The 18,749-nt window shown below is 68.3% G+C and carries 16 protein-coding genes; 9 read left to right on the forward strand and 7 right to left on the reverse strand.

Annotated elements, in window-relative coordinates; translation table 11 throughout:
• Nucleotides 1-50 precede the first annotated feature (50 nt).
• From pncB to rmuC, 5 genes are all read left to right on the forward strand, one after another.
• Entirely contained in the window at nt 51-1,229 is a 1,179-nt protein-coding gene (gene pncB / locus LDO27_RS21260) for a nicotinate phosphoribosyltransferase (protein WP_222204141.1), read from the forward strand.
• A gap of 134 nt (nt 1,230-1,363) precedes the next feature.
• Nucleotides 1,364-2,050 (forward strand): LutC/YkgG family protein, encoded by a 687-nt coding sequence (locus tag LDO27_RS21265; protein WP_222204139.1) that lies wholly within the window; start codon nt 1,364-1,366, stop codon nt 2,048-2,050.
• A gap of 82 nt (nt 2,051-2,132) precedes the next feature.
• Nucleotides 2,133-3,557, forward strand: a complete 1,425-nt coding sequence (locus LDO27_RS21270) for a sodium:proton antiporter (RefSeq protein ID WP_224043869.1) — start codon at nt 2,133-2,135, stop codon at nt 3,555-3,557.
• 5 nt (nt 3,558-3,562) lie between these two features.
• On the forward strand, nt 3,563-4,558 hold the full coding sequence (locus LDO27_RS21275) for a 2-hydroxyacid dehydrogenase (RefSeq protein ID WP_224043871.1): 996 nt from the start codon (nt 3,563-3,565) through the stop codon (nt 4,556-4,558).
• Between the two features lie 2 nt (nt 4,559-4,560).
• Nucleotides 4,561-6,081 carry a DNA recombination protein RmuC gene (gene rmuC, locus LDO27_RS21280; RefSeq protein ID WP_224043873.1) on the forward strand — a complete coding sequence of 507 codons (1,521 nt, stop codon included), beginning with the start codon at nt 4,561-4,563 and terminating at the stop codon, nt 6,079-6,081.
• 92 nt (nt 6,082-6,173) lie between these two features.
• On the opposite strand, the gene LDO27_RS21285 is transcribed toward rmuC, so the two are convergent.
• The 5 genes from LDO27_RS21285 to LDO27_RS21305 form a co-directional block, all read right to left on the reverse strand.
• On the reverse strand, nt 6,174-6,446 hold the full coding sequence (locus tag LDO27_RS21285; RefSeq protein WP_222204130.1) for a hypothetical protein: 273 nt from the start codon (nt 6,444-6,446) through the stop codon (nt 6,174-6,176).
• Between the two features lie 157 nt (nt 6,447-6,603).
• A complete protein-coding gene (gene moeA / locus LDO27_RS21290; protein ID WP_224043874.1) occupies nt 6,604-7,896 on the reverse strand; it encodes a molybdopterin molybdotransferase MoeA in 1,293 nt (430 codons plus the stop codon).
• A 40-nt stretch (nt 7,897-7,936) separates the two neighbouring features.
• Entirely contained in the window at nt 7,937-8,536 is a 600-nt protein-coding gene (gene mobA, locus LDO27_RS21295; RefSeq protein WP_224043877.1) for a molybdenum cofactor guanylyltransferase MobA, read from the reverse strand.
• Between the two features lie 139 nt (nt 8,537-8,675).
• Entirely contained in the window at nt 8,676-9,800 is a 1,125-nt protein-coding gene (gene moaA / locus LDO27_RS21300) for a GTP 3',8-cyclase MoaA (protein WP_224043997.1), read from the reverse strand.
• A 162-nt stretch (nt 9,801-9,962) separates the two neighbouring features.
• Nucleotides 9,963-13,064, reverse strand: a complete 3,102-nt coding sequence (locus tag LDO27_RS21305) for an Rne/Rng family ribonuclease (RefSeq protein ID WP_224043878.1) — start codon at nt 13,062-13,064, stop codon at nt 9,963-9,965.
• Nucleotides 13,065-13,939: 875 nt separating this feature from the next.
• Here LDO27_RS21305 and LDO27_RS21310 point away from each other — a divergent pair.
• The 4 genes from LDO27_RS21310 (at nt 13,940) to LDO27_RS21325 (ending at nt 17,316) form a co-directional block, all read left to right on the forward strand.
• Nucleotides 13,940-14,935 carry an RluA family pseudouridine synthase gene (locus tag LDO27_RS21310; protein WP_222204121.1) on the forward strand — a complete coding sequence of 332 codons (996 nt, stop codon included), beginning with the start codon at nt 13,940-13,942 and terminating at the stop codon, nt 14,933-14,935.
• A 64-nt stretch (nt 14,936-14,999) separates the two neighbouring features.
• The gene (locus LDO27_RS21315) at nt 15,000-15,659 is read left to right on the forward strand and encodes an HAD-IA family hydrolase (protein ID WP_224043880.1); all 660 of its coding nucleotides are present in this window, start codon (nt 15,000-15,002) and stop codon (nt 15,657-15,659) included.
• A complete protein-coding gene (locus LDO27_RS21320; RefSeq protein WP_224043881.1) occupies nt 15,652-16,044 on the forward strand; it encodes a Rieske (2Fe-2S) protein in 393 nt (130 codons plus the stop codon). The genes LDO27_RS21315 and LDO27_RS21320 overlap by 8 nt, the downstream gene beginning before the upstream one ends.
• A gap of 96 nt (nt 16,045-16,140) precedes the next feature.
• A complete protein-coding gene (locus LDO27_RS21325; RefSeq protein WP_224043884.1) occupies nt 16,141-17,316 on the forward strand; it encodes a S49 family peptidase in 1,176 nt (391 codons plus the stop codon).
• A 56-nt stretch (nt 17,317-17,372) separates the two neighbouring features.
• Here the strand turns inward: LDO27_RS21325 and LDO27_RS21330 are convergent, their stop codons facing one another.
• Together LDO27_RS21330 and LDO27_RS21335 are read right to left on the reverse strand one after the other, a co-directional pair.
• A complete protein-coding gene (locus tag LDO27_RS21330; protein ID WP_224043885.1) occupies nt 17,373-18,104 on the reverse strand; it encodes an SAM-dependent methyltransferase in 732 nt (243 codons plus the stop codon).
• A 16-nt stretch (nt 18,105-18,120) separates the two neighbouring features.
• Nucleotides 18,121-18,732, reverse strand: coding sequence for a Maf-like protein (locus LDO27_RS21335; RefSeq protein WP_224043887.1), 612 nt, complete (start codon nt 18,730-18,732; stop codon nt 18,121-18,123).
• Nucleotides 18,733-18,749: the final 17 nt, after the last annotated feature.

Raw genomic sequence — 18,749 nt, forward strand, 5'->3', positions numbered from 1 at the left:
CGCATCATGGGGTAGCATGAGGGCCTGACACGGCACAGGCGTCCGGCCCCATGATCATTCAATCCCTGCTCGACACCGATCTGTACAAATTCACCATGATGCAGGTCGTGCTGCATCATTTTCCGGCGGCACAGGTCGAATACCGCTTCAAATGCCGCAATGCCGGCGTGAATCTCGTTCCCTATATCGACGAGATCCGCGCCGAACTCGACGGTCTTTGCCGGCTGCGTTTCGATGAAACCGAACTGGACTATCTGCGCGGCCTGCGCTTCATCAAGAGCGACTTCGTCGATTTTCTCGGGCTGTTCCAGCTCAATGCCAAATATGTCTCGATCACGCCGTCGCCTGCGGGCAACGGCGAAATCGAGATCGCCATCCGCGGGCCGTGGCTGCACACCATTCTGTTCGAGGTGCCGCTGCTGGCCATCGTCAACGAGGTCTATTTCCGCCGCACGCAGCGCCATCCGGACTGGAAGGAAGGGCGCCGGCGGCTGACCGAGAAGCTCGGGCTGCTCAAGCTGCCGCAGCATGCTGGCTGCGTCATTGCCGACTACGGCACGCGCCGCCGCTTCTCCCATGCCTGGCAGGAGGAAGTCGTGATGTCCATGCGGGCCGAGCTCGGGCCGCAGTTCGCGGGCACCAGCAACGTCTATTTCGCCCGCAAGCACAACCTGACGCCGCTGGGCACCATGGCACACGAGTATTTGCAGGCCTGCCAGTCGCTGGGGCCGCGGCTGCGCGATTCGCAGGTGTTCGCGCTGGAGAACTGGGCGAAGGAATATCGCGGCGACCTGGGCATCGCGCTGTCGGACACGTACGGCTTCGATGCCTTCCTGCGCGACTTCGACCTGTACTTCTGCAAGCTGTTCGACGGCGTGCGCCACGATTCTGGCGACCCCATCGCCTGGGGCGAGCGGATGCTGGCGCACTACCAGGCCAATCGCGTCGATCCGCTGACCAAGACGCTGATCTTCAGCGACAGCCTGACCATCCCGCGCGTGATCGAGCTCTCCGAGCGCTTCGGCGGGCGCTGCAAGCTGGCTTTCGGCGTCGGCACCAACCTGACCAACGATCTGGGCTACACCCCGCTGCAGATCGTGATCAAGATGGTGCGCTGCAATGGCCAACCGGTGGCGAAGCTGTCCGACACGCCGGAAAAGAGCATGTGCGACGACCCCGCGTACCTCACCTACCTGCGCCAGGTTTTCGGCGTCCAGCCGCGCGCCTGACGTTTTTCCCGGTGGCCGGGGTCTTATAATCGGCGTTTGCCCGCGGCGGCGGCCGCGCACGGCCGGGCGCGCCATCCCGGTTCACCCGTTCACCGCTCACCGCTCACCGTTCACCATTCACCATCCGACCTGCCATGGACACCAGCATCGCCCGCGACCGTATCTTCGCCCGTATCCGCGCCGCCCAGGGCAGGGCGCCACAGGCCAGCCGGGGCGAACGCGAGGCGGTGGCCGACTATCTCGCCCGCCATCCCGCCGGTCCCCGCCCCGGGGTCGACGGCGACCGCGTGGCGGCGTTCACCGCCCAGGCACAGCGGATGGCCTCGACGGTGGAGCGGGTGGCCACCCTGGCCGACGTGCCCGGCGCCGCCGCGCACTATCTCGACAGCCTCGGGCTCGTGCGCCGTGCGGTGGCCTGGAACACACTCGGCACGCTGGACTGGCAGGGCGCCGGCCTCGCGGTCGAATGCCGCCCGCCGGTGCGCGACGTGCAGGGAGACCACGACCATGGCGATCTGGTCGGCATCACCGGCTGCTTCTGCGCCATTGCCGAGACCGGTTCGCTGATGCTGCTGTCCGGCCCCGATACCTTCGCGTCGGCCGCGCTGCTGCCGGAGACGCATATCGCCGTGGTGCCCGTCTCCCGCATCGTCACCGACCTGGAGGACGCCTTCGCGCTGGTGCGCGCGGAACGCGGCGAGTTGCCGCGGGCCACCAACATCATCAGCGGACCCTCCCGCACCGGCGATATCGAGCAGACCATCGTGCTCGGCGCGCACGGTCCGTACCGCGTGCACGTGATCCTCGTCGACGCGGCATAGGCCGGCGAGGGAACCGCCTTTTTTCTACAAATCGGCGCCGGGATCCCGATGGCGCCGCCTTGCCCACAGGAGATCCGATCCGATGCATCGTGCCCCCGCGCTCGTGCCCTTGCTGGCCGTGCTGGCCCTGTTTCCGTCCCTTGCCGGGGCCGCCGAACTCGATGGCGCGACGCTGTCTCCCTTATGGGCCATGCCGTTTGCCGGCACGCTTTTGTCGATCGCGTTGTTCCCGCTGCTGGCTCCCCGCTTCTGGCATCACCACTTCGGCAAGATCACCGCGGTGTGGGGCCTGCTGTTCCTGGTGCCTTTCGCGGTCACGTTCGGCACGCATGCGGCCGCCGCCAATGCCATCCACGCGCTGCTGGGCGAGTACATCCCGTTCATTGCGCTGATCGCGGCGCTGTACGTGGTGGCGGGCGGCATCTGCGTGCGCGGCAACCTGCATGGCACGCCGGCCCTGAATACCGGCATCCTGGCGCTGGGCACGGTGTTCGCGAGCCTGATGGGGACCACGGGGGCGGCCATGCTGCTGATCCGGCCGCTGCTGCGCGCCAACGATAACCGCCAGCATGTGGCACACGTCGTGGTGTTCTTTATCTTCCTGGTGGCCAACGCGGGGGGCTCGCTCACGCCGCTGGGCGATCCGCCGCTGTTCCTCGGTTTCCTGAAAGGCGTGGATTTCTTCTGGACCATGCAGAACATCTACCTGGAGACGCTGTTCCTGTGCGTCTCACTGCTGGTCATCTTCTACTTCCTCGACCGGCACTACTTCCTGAACAAGGAAGAGCAGCTGCCGCCGGCGCTGGACCCGACGCCCGACTCGCCCGGCATCCGCATCGAGGGCAAGGTGAACTTCCTGCTGCTGCTGGCGGTGGTGTGCCTGGTGCTGATGAGCGGCCTGTGGAAGCCCGGCATCGTCTTCGACATCATGGGCACCGAGGTCGGCCTGCAGGCGGTGGTGCGCGACGTGGCCCTGGTCGCGGTGGCCCTGCTGTCGCTGCTGATCACGCCGACGTCGGCGCGCGCCGGCAACGAATTCAACTGGGAGCCGATCCTGGAGGTGGCCAAGCTGTTCGCCGGCATCTTCCTGACGATCATTCCGGTGATCGCGATGCTCAAGGCTGGCACCGAGGGCGCCTTCGCCGGCGTGATCCGGGCGGTCAGCGACAGCCAGGGGCAGCCGATCGACAGCATGTATTTCTGGGCCACGGGCCTGCTGTCGTCCTTCCTCGACAACGCGCCCACCTACCTGGTGTTCTTCAACACCGCCGGCGGCGACGCGGCGACGCTGATGACCCAGGGGGCCACCACGCTGGCCGCGATCTCGGCCGGCGCGGTGTTCATGGGCGCCAACACCTATATCGGCAACGCGCCCAACCTGATGGTCAAGGCCATCGCCGAGAACCGCGGCGTGCGCATGCCCAGCTTCTTCGGCTACATGCTGTGGTCCGGCGCCGTGCTGGTGCCGCTGTTCCTCGTGATGACGTTCCTCTTCTTCCGGGTCTGAATGCCATGAAACCGTCCGTGCTTGTCACCCGCGCCGTCTTTCCCGATGTGATCGAGCGGCTGTCGCAGTATTTCGAGGTCGACGACAACCAGCCGGACGCGGTGCTCGACGGCGCCGCGCTGAAGGCGCGGCTGGCGGGCAAGGCGGGCGTGCTGGCCAATGCCGCCGACCGCATCGACGCCGACCTGATCGCCGGCCTGCCCGGCCTGCGCGCGGTGTGCAATATGGCGGTGGGCTACAACAACCTCGACGTGCCGGCGCTGACGGCCGCCGGCATCGTCGCCACCAACACGCCCGACGTGCTCACCGAGACCACGGCCGATTTCGGCTGGGCCCTGCTGATGGCCACGGCGCGGCGCGTCACCGAGAGCGAGCATTGGCTGCGCGCGGGCAAGTGGGAACGCTGGGCCTACGACATGTTCCTGGGCATGGACCTGTACGGCAGCACGCTGGGCATTCTGGGCATGGGCCGCATCGGCCAGGCGCTGGCGCGGCGGGCGGCCGGGTTCGGCATGACCGTGCTGTACCACAACCGCAGCCAGCTGCCGGCCGGGACCGAAAGCGCGCTCAACGCGCGCTACGTCAGCAAGGACGAGCTGCTGGCGCAGTCCGACCACCTGATCCTGGTGCTGCCCTACGGCCCGGCCAGCCATCACGCCATCGGTGCCGCCGAACTGGCGCGCATGAAACCGACGGCGACGCTGATCAACCTGGCGCGCGGCGGCATCGTCGATGATGGCGCGCTCGCCCAGGCGCTGCGCGAACGACGCATCTTCGGCGCCGGCCTGGACGTATTCGAGGGCGAGCCCGCCGTCCATCCCGATCTGCTGACGGTGCCCAACGTCGTGCTGACCCCACATATCGCCAGCGCGTCCGAAAAGACCCGCCGCGCCATGGCCAACCTCGCCGCGGACAACCTGATCGCCGCGCTGGACGCGGGCCCGCGCGCCGGCCAGCCGCCCTGCGTCGTCAATCCGGAAGTGATGGCGCGGCGCCGCTGACCATGGACCTGATCGCGCTGATGACGCTGGCCGCCGCGGTGGTGGCGGTGCTGCTGCTGCTGCTGCTGGTGTTGCGTCCCGGCGGCCGCCAGGGCGGCGGCGACGCCGAGCTGCTGCGCAGCTTCGCCGAATGGCGCGATGCCGCCGAGCGCGACAGCGAACGGCTCGAGCGCGGCCTGCGCGGCGAGGTGGCGGAGACGGCGCGCATCAATCGCGACGAGGCGGGGCAGCAGATGATGCGCTTCCAGCAGGCGCTGTCGTCGCAGCTCACCAGCATCGCCACGCTGCAGAACAACCAGATCGACATGTTCGCGCAGCAGCTCGCCAAGCTGACCGAATCCGTCGCGCAGCAGCTGGAGCAGGTGCGCCAGCGCCTGCTGCAGGAAGGCGTGCAGGCGCGCGAGGAGCAGGGCGCCGCGCTGCGCCGTTTCGGCGAGGGTTTGCAGCAGCAGCTGGGCCAGATGTCCGAGGCCAACGAGCGGCGCCTGGCGGAGGTGCGCGCCACGCTCGAACAGAAGCTCAAGGATATCGAGGCCAACAACGCCGCCAAGCTGGAGGAGATGCGGCGCACCGTCGACGAGAAGCTGCATGCCACGCTGGAGCAGCGGCTGGGCGAGTCGTTCCGGCTGGTGTCGGACCGGCTGGACCAGGTGCATCGCGGCCTGGGCGAGATGCAGATGCTGGCGCAGGGCGTGGGCGATCTCAAGCGGGTGCTGACCAACGTGAAATCCCGGGGCACCTGGGGCGAGGTCCAGCTCGAGATGCTGCTGGAGCAGATCCTGACGCCCGACCAGTACGCGAAGAACGTCGAGACGGTGCGCAACACCGGGGCGCGCGTGGAATTCGCCATCCGGCTGCCGGGCAAGGACGCGTCCGGCGCGGCGGTGTGGCTGCCGATCGATGCCAAATTCCCCAAGGAACAGTACGAGCGCCTGGTCGATGCGCAGGAGCGGGGCGATGTCGACGGCGTCAACGCCGCCGGCCGCGAACTCGAAGCGGCGATCAAGCGCGAGGCGCAGACCATCGCGGAGAAGTACCTGTCGCCGCCGGCAACCACCGACTTTGCCATCCTGTTCGTGCCGACCGAGGGGCTGTACGCCGAAGTGCTGCGCCGGCCCGGATTGACCGACCTGCTGCAACGCGCCCACCGCGTGACGGTGGCGGGCCCGACGACGCTGACGGCGCTGCTCAACAGCCTGCAGATGGGCTTTCGCACGCTGGCGCTGGAAAAGCGCTCCAGCGAGGTGTGGGAGGTGCTGGGCGCGGTCAAAACGGAGTTCGGCAAGTTCGGCGACGTACTTGCCAAGACGCGCGACACGCTCGAGCGCGCCGCCCGCAATATCGAGCAGGCCGAGGTGCGCAGCCGCCAGATGGAGCGCAAGCTGCGCAAGGTCGAAGCGCTGCCGGGCGAGGCGGCCCAGCGGTTGTTGGGCACGATGGATGACACGGGCGAGGGCGACGAGCCAGTACCGGGTGGGTCGTCTTCTCTCCCGCCAGCGGGAGAAGAGCGGGGGCGAGGGTGACCGCCCGCAGTACCGCAAGACCGACAAACCCGGGATCGCACCCACAAAAAAGCCCCGCCATGCGGGGCTTTTTCATTGGATAGACCTGCGCGTCACTGCGGCGGCAGATCCCGCACCGTCACCTCGATGCCGCCGAAGCGCGCGGCCACCCAGTTGTATGCCTTGCATGCCAGCCACAGCAGTCCGAACCCGATCAGGGCATTGAGGATCAGCGCCGTGAACACCGTGATACCGGGCAGATCGCCATAGCGGATGAAGGCCACGAACAGCCCCATCGACACGATCGGCACCGAAAAGCAGAGGTAGACCAGCACCAGCGCGCGGGCGGTCTTCACGGGGTGGAGGTAAGCGATCTCCTGATTCATGACAGCAAGGGCAGTAGACGAAGTTGTGTTGCGCAAGTGTAGCGAATGGGGTCGTGGCGGGTCACCAAAACAATGGTGGCCGGGGCGTTTCGTGGCGAAAATGCAGCGCAAAAGAGACACGGTCGGAACGGCGTCTGCCCGCCCGGGCCTTCACCGCTCAAACCAGCCCATCGAACAGCATCACCTCCACCATATCGCCCGCGCCCACCGCGCCCTGCTCGTGCCCCAGCACGATGAAACAGTTGGCCTCGCTCATCGAGCGCAGCACGCCCGAACCCTGCTGGCCGGTGATCCGCACCTCCGGCACACCGTCGGCGCCGGCGCCGAGAATGCCGCGCTGGTATTCCGTGCGTCCCGGCTTCTTGCGGATTGCCTGCGCGCTGCGCACGCGCATCAACGGCAGTGGCGCGACGCTGGCGCCCATCAGCCGGTGCAGCGCCGCCCGCACGAAATGGTAGAAGGTGACCATCACCGCGACCGGATTGCCCGGCAGGCCGAACAGCAGTGCATGCTGGCCGTGCGATTCGATGCGGCCGAACGCCATCGGGCGGCCGGGACGCATGGCGATCTTCCAGAAGGTGACGTCGCCCAGCTTCGCCATGATGGCCTTGGTATGGTCGGCCTCGCCCACCGACACGCCCCCGGACGTGATCACCGCATCGGCGTTCTCGCAGGCACGGCGGAACGCCGCTTCCAGCGCCTGCGGGTCGTCGCGCACCACGCCCATGTCGAGCAGCTCGACGTTGAGCCGGCGCAGCATGCCGTGCAGCGTGTAGCGGTTGGAGTCGTAGACGCAGCCGGCGTCGAGCGGCTCGCCGATGGAGCGCAGCTCGTCGCCGGTCGAGAAGAACGCTACGCGCAGGCGCCGGCGCACCTTCACCTCGGCGATGCCCAGGGAGGCCAGCATGCCGATATCCGCCGGCTTCAGGATGCGGCCGGCGGTCAGCGCGGGCTGGCCCTGTGCCAGGTCCTCGCCCCGCAGGCGGCGGTTATCCCCCGGGCGCACCGCGTCGGCGGCGAAACGGATCCGCGTGGCACCGGCGGTTTCGTCGACGCCCTGCACGAATTCCTGCGGGATCACCGTATCGCAGCCGGCCGGCATGACGGCGCCAGTCATGATCCGCACGGCCTGGCCGGCGGCCGGGACGAGGGCCGCGGCATCGCCGGCGAAGCGCGTGCCGATCACCGTGAGCGCCACCTCGTTTCCGCCCGCCAGGTCTGCGCTGGCGAAGGCATAACCGTCCATGGCCGAGTTGTCATGCGCCGGCACGTCGATGGGCGAGATCACATCCTCGGCCAGTACCCGGTCCAGCGCCTCGCGGATGGCCAGCTGCTCGATGCCGCTGACCGGCTCCGCGACGCCCTCGATGATCTGGTTGGCCTGCGCCACGGGCAGGGCGGTGGGATCGTAGTCGGACAGGCACGAGATGACGGATTGCAGGGATGGCATGGAGCGTGTCGGCGAGAGGTTGTCGATGTGGCGGGGCGGTTCAGCGCGACTCCAGGGTCCGCAGTTCGTCCAGCGTGTTGATATTGGCGAAGGCCGCGGCGTCGTCGAACGGCACCTCGGCCACGCGGTGCGTGCGCAGCCACGCTTCGATCTTGCGGTTGCCGCCATTGAGAAAGGCCACCAGGCTGTCCAGCGCCGTGGTGGGCATCAGGCAGAACACCGGCTGCGTGCGGCGCGTGCCGTCCGCGTCCACGGTGACGGGAATCGCCAACTCCGCCTGCTCCGCTTCGATGGCCTGCGCGAGGCGCCGCACCAGGTCGGTGGGCAGGAACGGCGAGTCGCACGGGGCGGTCACCATCCACGGCGTGGCGCACTGTTCCAGGCCGGCCAGCATGCCGGCCAGCGGACCGGCGAAGTCCGGCACCGAGTCGGTGACCACCGGCACGCCGAACGATTCGTAGGCCGCCAGGTTGCGGTTGGCGTTGATCAGCATCGCGCCCGCCTGGGGGGCGAGCCGCATCAGCGTGTGCATGGCCATCGGGGCGCCGCGAAAGGCCTGCAGGCCCTTGTCGGTGCCGCCCATGCGGCTGCCGCGTCCGCCGGCGAGGATCAGCCCGGTAATGTCGTCGTGTTCGATCATGGTGGGTGCGCGGCCGTCCTGCCCCGGGGGCAGCACGTACCGGCTTGCAAGTTAAGGCCAGGAAAGCAGGGCGGCGAGGCGGGCCAGCCGGGCCGGAGCACGGCTGCGTGGCGATGGCGACATCGCCCCGGCCAGACCCCTAGCCGCCGATATAGGACATCTCGATCTTGCGCTGCGCGCGCGCCTGCCGTACCGCGGGGTTGCTGCGCTGCTCGGAGTAATTATCGGTGCGGCCACGCCACAACTGGGCGATGGCGTTGGAAATTTCGAGGTCGCTGTGTCCGGCCCGCAGCAGGGCGCGCAGATCGTGCCCCTCGGTGGCGAACAGGCAGGTGTAGAGCCGGCCCTCGGTGGACAGGCGCAGCCGCGAGCAATCGCCGCAGAAGGCGTGCGTGACGCTGGAGATCACGCCGATTTCGCCGGCGCCGTCGCGATAGCGCCAGCGCTCGGCGGTTTCGCCGGTGTAGTTGGCCGCGATGGACTCGAGCGGAAACTGGGCGTCGATGCGCGCCACGACCTCGGCGGAGGGCAGCACGTCGTCCATCCGCCAGTGGTTGCTCGCCCCAACGTCCATGAATTCGATAAAGCGCAGGATGATGCCGCTGCCGCGGAAATGCCGCGCCATCGGCACGATCTGCGCGTCGTTGGTGCCGCGCTTGACCACCATGTTGACCTTGATCGGCGCCAGGCCCGCCGCGTGCGCGGTTTCGATGCCATGAAGCACGTCGGCCACGGCGAAGTCGACATCGTTCATGCGGCGAAAGACCGTGTCGTCGATGGCGTCCAGGCTCACCGAAACGCGGGTCAGGCCCGCGTCCTTCAGCGCCCGGGCCTTGCGCGCGAGCAGCGAGGCGTTGGTGGTCAGCGTCAGGTCCAGCGGCTTGCCGGACGGCGTGACGATGCGCGCCAGCATCTCCACCAGCTTCTCGATGTTCTTGCGCAGCAGCGGCTCGCCCCCGGTCAGGCGCACCTTTTCCACGCCATGGGCGACGAACAGCCGCGCGGCGCGCTCGATCTCCTCGAAGCTGAGCAGTTCGGAATGCGGCAGGAAGGTGTAGTCCTTGTCGAACACTTCCTTGGGCATGCAGTAGATGCAGCGGAAGTTGCAGCGGTCGGTGACCGAGATGCGCAGGTCATGCAGCGGCCGGCCTCGCGCATCGGCGACCAGCCCGGTGGGCGCTTCCAGATGCGCCGGGATGGACGGCGTCATCGAGCGATACCGGTGGTCGCGCAGATCGAAAATGGGAATGACGGATTCGGTCATGTCGTGGGGGAGGCGGCGCGACGAACGGTCGTCTGCCATGTCTGCCGTCATTCTAGCCGACGGTTGACGGTATCCGTTCGAGCGTGCCCTTGGCGCGGCACGGGCAAAGAAAAAGGGACGGCAATCGCCGTCCCTTTTCCGCTGGCACCCGGGGGCGCCGGCTTATTGCTGCTGCGAGTCCGCGCTGGTCTCGCGACCGCCGGTCTCCACCAGGATCATCGGACCCTGGGGCAGCGGCGGCAGCGGCTTGCGCTCGCGCGGCACGCGGGGTGCCGGCACGATGGCGGCCGCGGCCTGCTGGGCGGCGCGATACTTCGCGTCGTCGGTGTGGACCCACTCCAGGCCGGCTGCGTTGAGCATCGGCTGCAGGTTTTCCACGGCGACCGGAGCGACCGGTGCGGCCTTGGGCGCGGCGGCCGGGGCCGGAGCCTCGGCGGCCCATGCCGGTGCGGGCACCGGCATCGCCTCGCTGGCGACGGCAGGCGTCAGTGCGGACGGGGCGATGAACTCCGTGGCGGCGCTGGCCGCTTCCACCGGCAGCGGCAGCGGCGCCGCGGGCGGCAGCGCGGCCGGTTCAGCGGCCGCGGCCACCGGCTCGGCGCGGGCGATGGCCGGCTCCTCGACCTGCGGCGCTGCGACCGGAGCGGGGGCGACCGCGTCGGCCACGGCCTCGGGCTCGGCAACCGGTGCCGGCGCGAAGGCCGGGGCCGGTGCTTCCACCGGGGCCGCCAGTTCGGCACCAGCGGTCGGTGCGGCTTGCGCCGGCGCGGCGCCGTCCGACAGCTCGGCGCCATCGCTGGCGGCTTCGCTGCCCTGCACCTCGTCGCGCTCGCGGCGATAGCGGTTGCGGCCGCGGCGGTTGCGGCGGCGGCGTTCCTCGCCTTCGCCATTCTCCGTGGTTTCGGTCGCTTCCACGCCCTCGACCAGATCGGCACGCTCGGTCACGGCCTCGTCGCGCGGGACCGGCGCGCGGGGCGCGGCGGCCACCTCGGCGATCACGGCGCCGGCTTCGGCCATGGCGATATCGGCGGGCACTTCCTCGCGCGTCTCGCGGTTGTCGCCACGCTCGCGCTGGCGCTCACGGCGGTCCTGGCCGCGCTCGCGGCGCTCGCCGCGTTCACGGCGGCCTTCGCCGCGTTCGGCCTGGGCGGCGTCGCCCTGGCGGGCCTCGATCGCCGGCGTTTCGGCCGGCTGGCGGGGCTGGCGGGGCTGGCGCTCGGCGCGCGGCTCGCGCTGCTCGGCGCGCTCGCCGGCTGCCTGGCGTTCGCCGCGCTCGGCACGGTCGCCGCGTTCTGCGCGCTCACCGCGCTCGGCGCGTTCTCCGCGCTGGCCACGGCCCTGCTGGCGTTCGCCGCGTTCACCGCGCTCGGTTCGTTCGCCGCGCTCGGCGCGTTCGCCACGCTGGCCGCGGCCTTCGCCACGCTCGGCGCGCTGGCCGCGCTCGCGACGGGCTTCGCCATTACGCGTCTCGGCGGGGGCCGGCTTGACTGGCTCCACCGGGGCGGGTGCCGGCCGGGCGCCGAACAGGCCCTTGAGCCAGCCCAGGAAACCGCCGCTGGCGATCGGCTGAGTGGCGGGAGCGGGGCGGGCGACGGGAATTTCGGGGCGCGGCGCGCGTTCCGGACGGGGCGTCGACACCGGGGCCGGCTGCTCGGGCGTGATGCCCTTGACGGCGGCTTCCTGGCGCGGCTTGGCCTCTTCCTTCTTGCGGCTGCTGTAGCTGGTGTCGGCCTCCAGTTCCTTGGCGGCGGCCTCGGCCATGCGGTAGCTGGCGGTGCTGTCCTCCAGGCGCGGATCGTCGTGGCGCAGGCGTTCCAGCTTGTAGTGCGGCGTTTCCAGATGCTTGTTCGGGATCAGCAGCACGTTGACCTTGAAGCGCATCTCGATCAGGTTGATGTCCTGGCGCTTCTCGTTGAGCAGGAAGGCGGCGACCTCGACCGGCACCTGGCAATGAATTGCCGCGGTGTTTTCCTTCATCGCCTCTTCCTGGATGATGCGCAGCACCTGCAGGGCGGACGATTCGGTATCGCGGATATGGCCGGTGCCGTTGCAGCGCGGGCAGGTGATGTGCGAGCCTTCGGACAGCGACGGGCGCAGGCGCTGGCGCGACAGCTCCATCAGGCCGAAGCGGCTGATCTTGCCCATCTGCACGCGGGCGCGGTCGTGGCGCAGGGCGTCCTTCAGGCGCGTTTCCACGTCCTTCTGGGCCTTGCTCGACTCCATGTCGATGAAGTCGATGACGATCAGGCCGCCCAGGTCGCGCAGGCGCAGCTGGCGGGCGATCTCGTCGGCGGCCTCGACGTTGGTGCGCAGCGCCGTCTCCTCGATGTCGGCGCCCTTGGTGGCGCGGGCCGAGTTGACGTCGACCGAGACCAGCGCCTCGGTATGGTCGATCACGATGGCGCCGCCGGAGGGCAGCATCACCATGCGGGAATAGGCGGACTCGATCTGGTGTTCGATCTGGAAGCGGGAGAACAGGGGAACGTCGTCGCGGTACTTCTTGACGCGGTTCATGTTGTCCGGCATCACCACGCTCATGAAGGCGCGGGCCTGTTCGTAGATCTCGTCGGTGTCGATCAGGATCTCGCCGATGTCGGGCTGGAAGTAATCGCGGATGGCGCGGATGACCAGGCTCGATTCCAGATAGATCAGCAGCGGGGCCTTGTTGTCGACGGCCGCGCCGTCGATGGCCTTCCACAGTTGCAGCAGGTAATTCAGGTCCCACTGCAGTTCCTCGGCCGAGCGGCCGATGCCGGCGGTGCGGGCGATGATGCTCATGCCATCGGGCACGGTCAGCTGGCCCATCGTCTCGCGCAGTTCCTGGCGGTCCTCGCCCTCGATGCGGCGCGACACGCCGCCGCCACGCGGGTTGTTCGGCATCAGCACCAGGTAGCGGCCGGCCAGCGAGATGAAGGTGGTCAGCGCCGCGCCCTTGTTGCCGCGCTCTTCCTTCTCGACCTGGACGATCAGTTCCTGGCCTTCGTGCAGCGCGTCCTGGATGCGCGCGTTGCGCACGTCCACGCCGTCCTTGAAGAAGGCCCGGGCGACTTCCTTGAACGGCAGGAAGCCGTGGCGCTCTTCGCCGTAGTTGACGAAGCACGCCTCGAGCGACGGCTCGATGCGGGTGATGACGCCCTTGTAGATGTTGCCCTTGCGCTGTTCGCGCCCGGCGGTTTCGATGTCGATATCGATCAGCTTCTGACCATCGACGATGGCGACGCGCAATTCCTCTTGCTGCGTCGCGTTGAATAGCATGCGTTTCATCGCAATACCTCCCTGCAGTGCCGCGCTCGACGCCCATGGTGCAAAACCGATGGGTGCGCGCGGCGTTCCGTGGAGCACGCGAGGAAGCCGGAGGAGGCGTGAGAATTGCCAAAAACGCCGGCGCGATGGACGCGGCCGGCAGGGCACGGGTGAAAGAGAGACTAGCGCGTCAACCGCGCCATCCGCGAACCGGAGAGAACGCCAGCCACGGCTCGATGGCCGCGGCTCGGTGGCGTGTCCGGTAGATCGGCTGCGGCGCGGACCGGCTGGTGGGCAGCGATCGTCATCGTGGACAGACGCCGTACCAGCGCAGGAAGAGCGGCCCGGCTACGGGGCCACGATGCGCCGCGACCGGCCGCGGAAGGCCAAGACGCGTCAAAGAGCAAATTGTCGGACACGGCTATACGGCTTTCGCGACGTGTGGACTGAAGCGACAGTCTCCGGCAGGCGCACCTGCTACTTCTTGGAGTTCTGCGACCGGGCGCCGGTATCAAATCAGTCGGTCGGAATGCACGCTCGCCGGCCGGCACCGGTTACCGATGCGGGCGGGACTTCTCTCACCGAAGCGAATGCCCGTGGGCCAGGCCCCGCGCATTCGCTTTCAAATTCTGTTCTACCTGAACACTCTGCTCCCACGTCACCGATTCCGTTGCCGAAGTCGCCTTTGGGCGGCTTCCTGCGCGAAAGCGATACCGTGCGTGCTGCTTATTACTGCCATTTGCCTGCCTGGCGCTCGCGGGGTACGCAAAGAAACGGGAGGCGGGCCGGGTTGGCGGTGACCCGAAGTGTAAAATACGGCGATTCGCTTACACGGTTCGCTTACACGGGATTGCGCTGCCGGCTTTGGCCGGAGCTGCGCGGAAATTATATTGAAAATGAATGAGTTACGCCATCGAATTGAAAAAGAGGTGCGATCCGCGCAAAGCGGTCCCCAGGTGGCGTATGTGACGATCGGGGACGAAGCCGACGGCCAGCGCATCGACAACTATCTGCTGAAAGTCGCCAAAGGCGTGCCCAAGAGCCACGTCTACCGGATCCTGCGTTCCGGCGAGGTGCGGGTAAACAAAGGCCGGGTCGACGCCACCTACCGGCTCAAGGCCGGCGACGTGGTCCGGATTCCCCCGATGCGGGTCGCGGCCGCGGAATCGTCACAGTATGTGCCGCCTGCATCATTTCCCGTTCTGTTCGAAGACGCACACATGCTGGTCATCGACAAGCCGGCCGGCATCGCCGTGCATGGCGGCTCCGGGGTAGCCTTCGGGGTGATCGAGCAATTGCGGCAGGCCCGGCCGGAGGCGAAGTTTCTGGAACTGGTGCATCGGCTGGATCGGGAAACGTCGGGCATCCTGATGCTGGCCAAGAAGCGCTCGGCGCTGGTCGGGCTGCACGAGCAGATTCGCGGCAATACGATGGACAAGCGTTATTACGCGTGCGTGGCGGGGGAAATGCCCAACGCGCGGCAGCATGCGCGTTTTCCGCTGTTCAAATACAGCACCGCGGACGGCGAGCGGCGGGTGCGGGTCCAGGAGGACGGGCTGGCGTCGCATACGGTCTTCAACCGCATCGGGATTTTCAGCGGATTCACGCTGGTCGAAGCGGAGCTCAAGACCGGCCGGACGCACCAGATCCGCGTGCACCTGTCGCATCTGGGCTTCCCGATCGTGGGCGACGACAAATACGGCGATTTCGGGCTGAACAAGACGCTGGCGCGCAGTGGCGCGGTGCCAGGCCTGAAGCGGATGTTCCTGCACGCGCACCGGCTGAGCTTCCAGCATCCGGCCAGCGGAGAAGCAATGACCGTGTCGGCGCCCATGCCCGGGGAGTGCGAGGCCTTTCTGCAACAATTGAGGCAACCGGGCGGCGCCGGCTAGGCCGCGCGGCAAGGCGGCATCCCAAGCATCAACCCGGCGCCGATGGGCGCCAACGAGGAATCTAATGGCCAGGCAACGCTTCGACTTGATCGTCTTCGACTGGGACGGGACCCTGATGGACTCCACCCCGACGATCGCCAAATGTATACAGCTCGCCAGCAAGGACCTCGGCCTGCCGGTCCCCGACGACAGTGCGGCCAGCCACGTGATCGGCCTCGGCCTGAAGGATGCCCTGTCGTATGCCGTGCCGACGCTGGACCCGGCCGACTATCCGCGCCTGGCCGAGCGCTACCGCTATCACTTTCTGACCCGCGACGCCGAACTGGTGCTGTTTCCTGGCGTGCGCGAGATGCTCGAAGCCTTGCATGCCGAGCACTATTTCCTGGGCGTGGCAACCGGCAAGACCCGCGTCGGCCTGCAGCGCGCGATGGCGGCCACCGGCCTGACCACACTGTTCGACGCCACCCGCTGCGCCGACGAGACGTTCTCCAAGCCGCACCCGGCCATGCTGCAGGAACTGACGCGCGAGCTGGGGCAGGACATGGGCAGAACGGTGATGGTCGGCGACACCACCCACGATCTCCAGATGGCGGTCAATGCCGGCGCGGCCGGGATCGGCGTGTGCTACGGCGCCCATCCGGCCGACTCGCTGCGGGCCATGGAACCGGTGCATTGCGCGAAGTCCATCGCCGATCTGTCGGACTGGTTGCTGACGCATGCCTGAGCCCATGGTGACGCCGACGCCGGAGGCACGGCGCCTGTGCGCGGCCGACGAGCTGGCGGACGGCGGTGCCGGCGTGCGCTTCACGGTGCAGGTGGGCGGGCGCGCCGTGGGCGCCTTCGTGGTCCGCTACGAGGGTGTGGTACACGGCTATCTGAACCAGTGCGCCCATGTGCCGATGGAACTGGACTGGCAGGAGGGGCAGTTCTTCGAGTCCTCGGGCCTATACTTGATGTGCGCCACACATGGCGCGGTCTATGCGCCGGACAGCGGACTGTGCGTTGGCGGCCCTTGCCGCGGCGCCTCGCTCTCCAAGCTGCGCATCGAAGAACGGGAGGGCCAGGTGTACTGGCTGCCCGAGTCTCCCTACGACGCCCCACCGGATTGACCTGCGCACCGCGCTGCGCCCGGCGCGTAGACGTCGCGTCGATGAGCAAGAACCCACGGACCGAACCTGACGAGCCGAACCTGACGAGCCAATTGCATGACAGATCAGCACAAACCGCCTTTCGATGAACCGGGTCGCGAAGACGCCGCGGCCGGTGCCACGCCGCCGCGCGAGTCGGCTCCGGCGGCCGACAACGAGCGCCTGGAAACGGCCAGCCGGTCCGACTATCCCCTCGAGGACGAAATGCGGGACGCCGAGGCGGCGGAACGGCGTGAGACGCGCGAGCGCAAGTCGTGGCTGCGGGGCGAAGGCGGCCGGCCGGTCAAGACCGGCCCCGGCTGGGAACGCGACGTGCTGGAGAAGGTGCTGATGGCCACGCTGCGCGAGCAGCGTGCGGCGCGCCGCTGGCGCATCTTTTTCCGGCTGGGCACCGTGGCGCTGCTGCTGCTGGTGTTCTTCACGTTGTTCGACCTGAAGACCGACGGCGCCATGACCGCGGGCGGTCGCCATACCGCCATGGTCACGCTCGACGGCGAGATCGCGGCCGGTACGCCGGCCAGCGCCGAAGCCATCAACGCCTCGCTGCAGGCGGCCTTCGCCGATGCGAACGCGGCCGGCGTGATCCTGAAGATCAATTCGCCGGGCGGCTCTCCGGTGCAGGCGGGCATCATCAACGACGAGATCCAGCGGCTGCGCGAGCAGTACCCGAACAAGCCGCTCTACGTGGTGGTCGAGGAAATCTGCGCGTCCGGCGGCTATTACGTGGCGGCCGCGGCGGAGAAGATCTTCGTGGACAAGGCCAGCATCGTCGGCTCCATCGGCGTGCTGATGGACGGCTTCGGCTTCACCGGCCTGATGGACAAGCTGGGCGTCGAGCGCCGGCTGTACACCGCCGGCGCCAACAAGGGCATGCTGGACCCGTTCTCGCCGCAGTCGCCGCAGCAGAAGCAGTTCGCCGAAACCATGCTCAACGAGATCCACCAGCAGTTCATCGCGGTGGTCAAGGAGGGCCGCGGCGACCGGCTCAAGGACGATCCCGAGCTGTTCTCCGGCCTGTTCTGGTCGGGCGAGCGCAGCGTCGAACTGGGTCTTGCGGACGGGCTGGGAAGCGCCGACTACGTGGCGCGGGATCTGTTCAAGGCCGAGGAAATCGTCGACTACACGGTCAAGGAAAATATCGCGGAACGGGTGGCCAAGCGCTTCGGCGCGGCGGTCGGCACGGCGGCGATGAAAACCATGCTATGGAGCGGCCGGATGCAGCCGGTGCGCTGAGCGGTCCGGTGGTGACAGGAAAGGGGCGGTCGGACCGCCCCTTTTGCTTTTGCGCTTCAGCCGGCGAGCAGCGAGAAGATCGCCGGCCGCTTGTGCAATGCAAGCTGGCCGGGTTGCCAGGCCGACAACGGTCGCGTGACGATCGTCTCGCTCGGCAGCGTCAGGTCCACCGCCACGGACAGCAGTGTCGTGCCCGCGCAGTGCTGGCGCATGGCTTCGAGCAGCGCGTCGTTGCGGTACGGCGTCTCGATAAAGACCTGGGTTTGCCGGGCCCGCCGCGACAGCTGCTCCAGTTCGCGCAGCCGTTGCGCCCGCTCGCCGGCGTCCACGGGCAGATAGCCGTTGAAAGCGAAGCTCTGGCCGTTCAGGCCGGAGCCCATCACCGCCAGCAGGATGGAACTGGGGCCGACCAGCGGCCGCACCCGCACGCCGCTGGCATGCGCCAGCCGCACGAGGTTGGCGCCCGGATCGGCCACGGCGGGCACGCCCGCTTCGGACAGCAGCCCGGTATCGCGCCCGGCCAGCGTCGGTTCGAGCAGCGCGCGCAGCGCCTCGTCCGGGGTGTTCACGTTCAGCTCGCGGATCTCGATCTGCTGGATCGCGCGATCGTGCGGGCACGTCTCGCCGCTCTTCTTCAGGAAGGCGCGCGCCGTCTTGGCGTTCTCGGCGACGAAATAGTCCAGGCGGGAGATGACCTGCTGCACGCCGGCGGGGATGACATCGGCCAGCGGGTCGGCTTCGTCGCGCTTGCCGAGGGTATTGGGGATCAGGTACAGGGTGCCGCTCATGCGTCTCTCCGGCCGGTCACGACGCGTACAGCGGATATCCCGCCTGGCGCAGCATGGTGGTCAGCGCGATCAGCGGCAGTCCCACCAGCGCGGTGGGGTCGTCCGACTCCACGCGCGACAGCAGCGCGATGCCCAGCCCCTCGGACTTGGCGCTGCCGGCCACGTCGTAGGGGTGCTCCGCATGCAGATACGCCTGCAGTTCGCTATCCGGCAGCTCGCGGAAGGTGACGCGGGTCTGCACGTCGGCGGTATGTGCCCGGCCATCGCGGCTGTCGAGCAGGCACAGGGCGGAGTGGAAAATCACCGTGCGCCCGCGCATCAGCCGCAACTGGGCCAGCGCCCGGTCGTGAGATCCCGGCTTGCCGATCTGCGCGCCGTCCAGCGTCGCGACCTGGTCCGAACCGATCACCAGGGCGCCAGGATGGCGCGCGGCGATGGCCTCCGCCTTGCGGCGGGACAGCCGCAGGGCGGTCTCGTGCGGGGCCTCGCCGGCGAGCGGCGTTTCGTCGATATCGGGCGAGGCGACCTCGAACGGAATCCGCAGGCGCTCCAGCAATTCGCGGCGATAGCGGGAACTGGAGCCCAGCACCAGGGGCGGGCGGGGCACGGACGACTGCGCTGACGACATAAGTGATTGAACAGAAA

Origin of the sequence: Cupriavidus respiraculi, from assembly GCF_914271545.1 — a bacterium.
GTDB lineage: Bacteria > Pseudomonadota > Gammaproteobacteria > Burkholderiales > Burkholderiaceae > Cupriavidus > Cupriavidus respiraculi.

Excerpts from the sequence above, each read along its gene's own strand:
- LDO27_RS21310 (WP_222204121.1), top strand. The coding sequence starts at position 13,940 with ATGAATGAGTTACGCCATCGAATTGAAAAAGAGGTGCGATCCGCGCAA.
- LDO27_RS21275 (WP_224043871.1), top strand. The coding sequence starts at position 3,563 with ATGAAACCGTCCGTGCTTGTCACCCGCGCCGTCTTTCCCGATGTGATC.
- LDO27_RS21265 (WP_222204139.1), top strand. The coding sequence starts at position 1,364 with ATGGACACCAGCATCGCCCGCGACCGTATCTTCGCCCGTATCCGCGCC.
- LDO27_RS21315 (WP_224043880.1), top strand. The coding sequence starts at position 15,000 with ATGGCCAGGCAACGCTTCGACTTGATCGTCTTCGACTGGGACGGGACC.
- moeA (WP_224043874.1), bottom strand. The coding sequence starts at position 7,896 with ATGCCATCCCTGCAATCCGTCATCTCGTGCCTGTCCGACTACGATCCC.
- LDO27_RS21325 (WP_224043884.1), top strand. The coding sequence starts at position 16,141 with ATGACAGATCAGCACAAACCGCCTTTCGATGAACCGGGTCGCGAAGAC.
- moaA (WP_224043997.1), bottom strand. The coding sequence starts at position 9,800 with ATGACCGAATCCGTCATTCCCATTTTCGATCTGCGCGACCACCGGTAT.
- LDO27_RS21335 (WP_224043887.1), bottom strand. The coding sequence starts at position 18,732 with ATGTCGTCAGCGCAGTCGTCCGTGCCCCGCCCGCCCCTGGTGCTGGGC.
- mobA (WP_224043877.1), bottom strand. The coding sequence starts at position 8,536 with ATGATCGAACACGACGACATTACCGGGCTGATCCTCGCCGGCGGACGC.
- LDO27_RS21330 (WP_224043885.1), bottom strand. The coding sequence starts at position 18,104 with ATGAGCGGCACCCTGTACCTGATCCCCAATACCCTCGGCAAGCGCGAC.
- LDO27_RS21320 (WP_224043881.1), top strand. The coding sequence starts at position 15,652 with ATGCCTGAGCCCATGGTGACGCCGACGCCGGAGGCACGGCGCCTGTGC.
- rmuC (WP_224043873.1), top strand. The coding sequence starts at position 4,561 with ATGGACCTGATCGCGCTGATGACGCTGGCCGCCGCGGTGGTGGCGGTG.
- LDO27_RS21270 (WP_224043869.1), top strand. The coding sequence starts at position 2,133 with ATGCATCGTGCCCCCGCGCTCGTGCCCTTGCTGGCCGTGCTGGCCCTG.
- LDO27_RS21305 (WP_224043878.1), bottom strand. The coding sequence starts at position 13,064 with ATGAAACGCATGCTATTCAACGCGACGCAGCAAGAGGAATTGCGCGTC.
- pncB (WP_222204141.1), top strand. The coding sequence starts at position 51 with ATGATCATTCAATCCCTGCTCGACACCGATCTGTACAAATTCACCATG.
- LDO27_RS21285 (WP_222204130.1), bottom strand. The coding sequence starts at position 6,446 with ATGAATCAGGAGATCGCTTACCTCCACCCCGTGAAGACCGCCCGCGCG.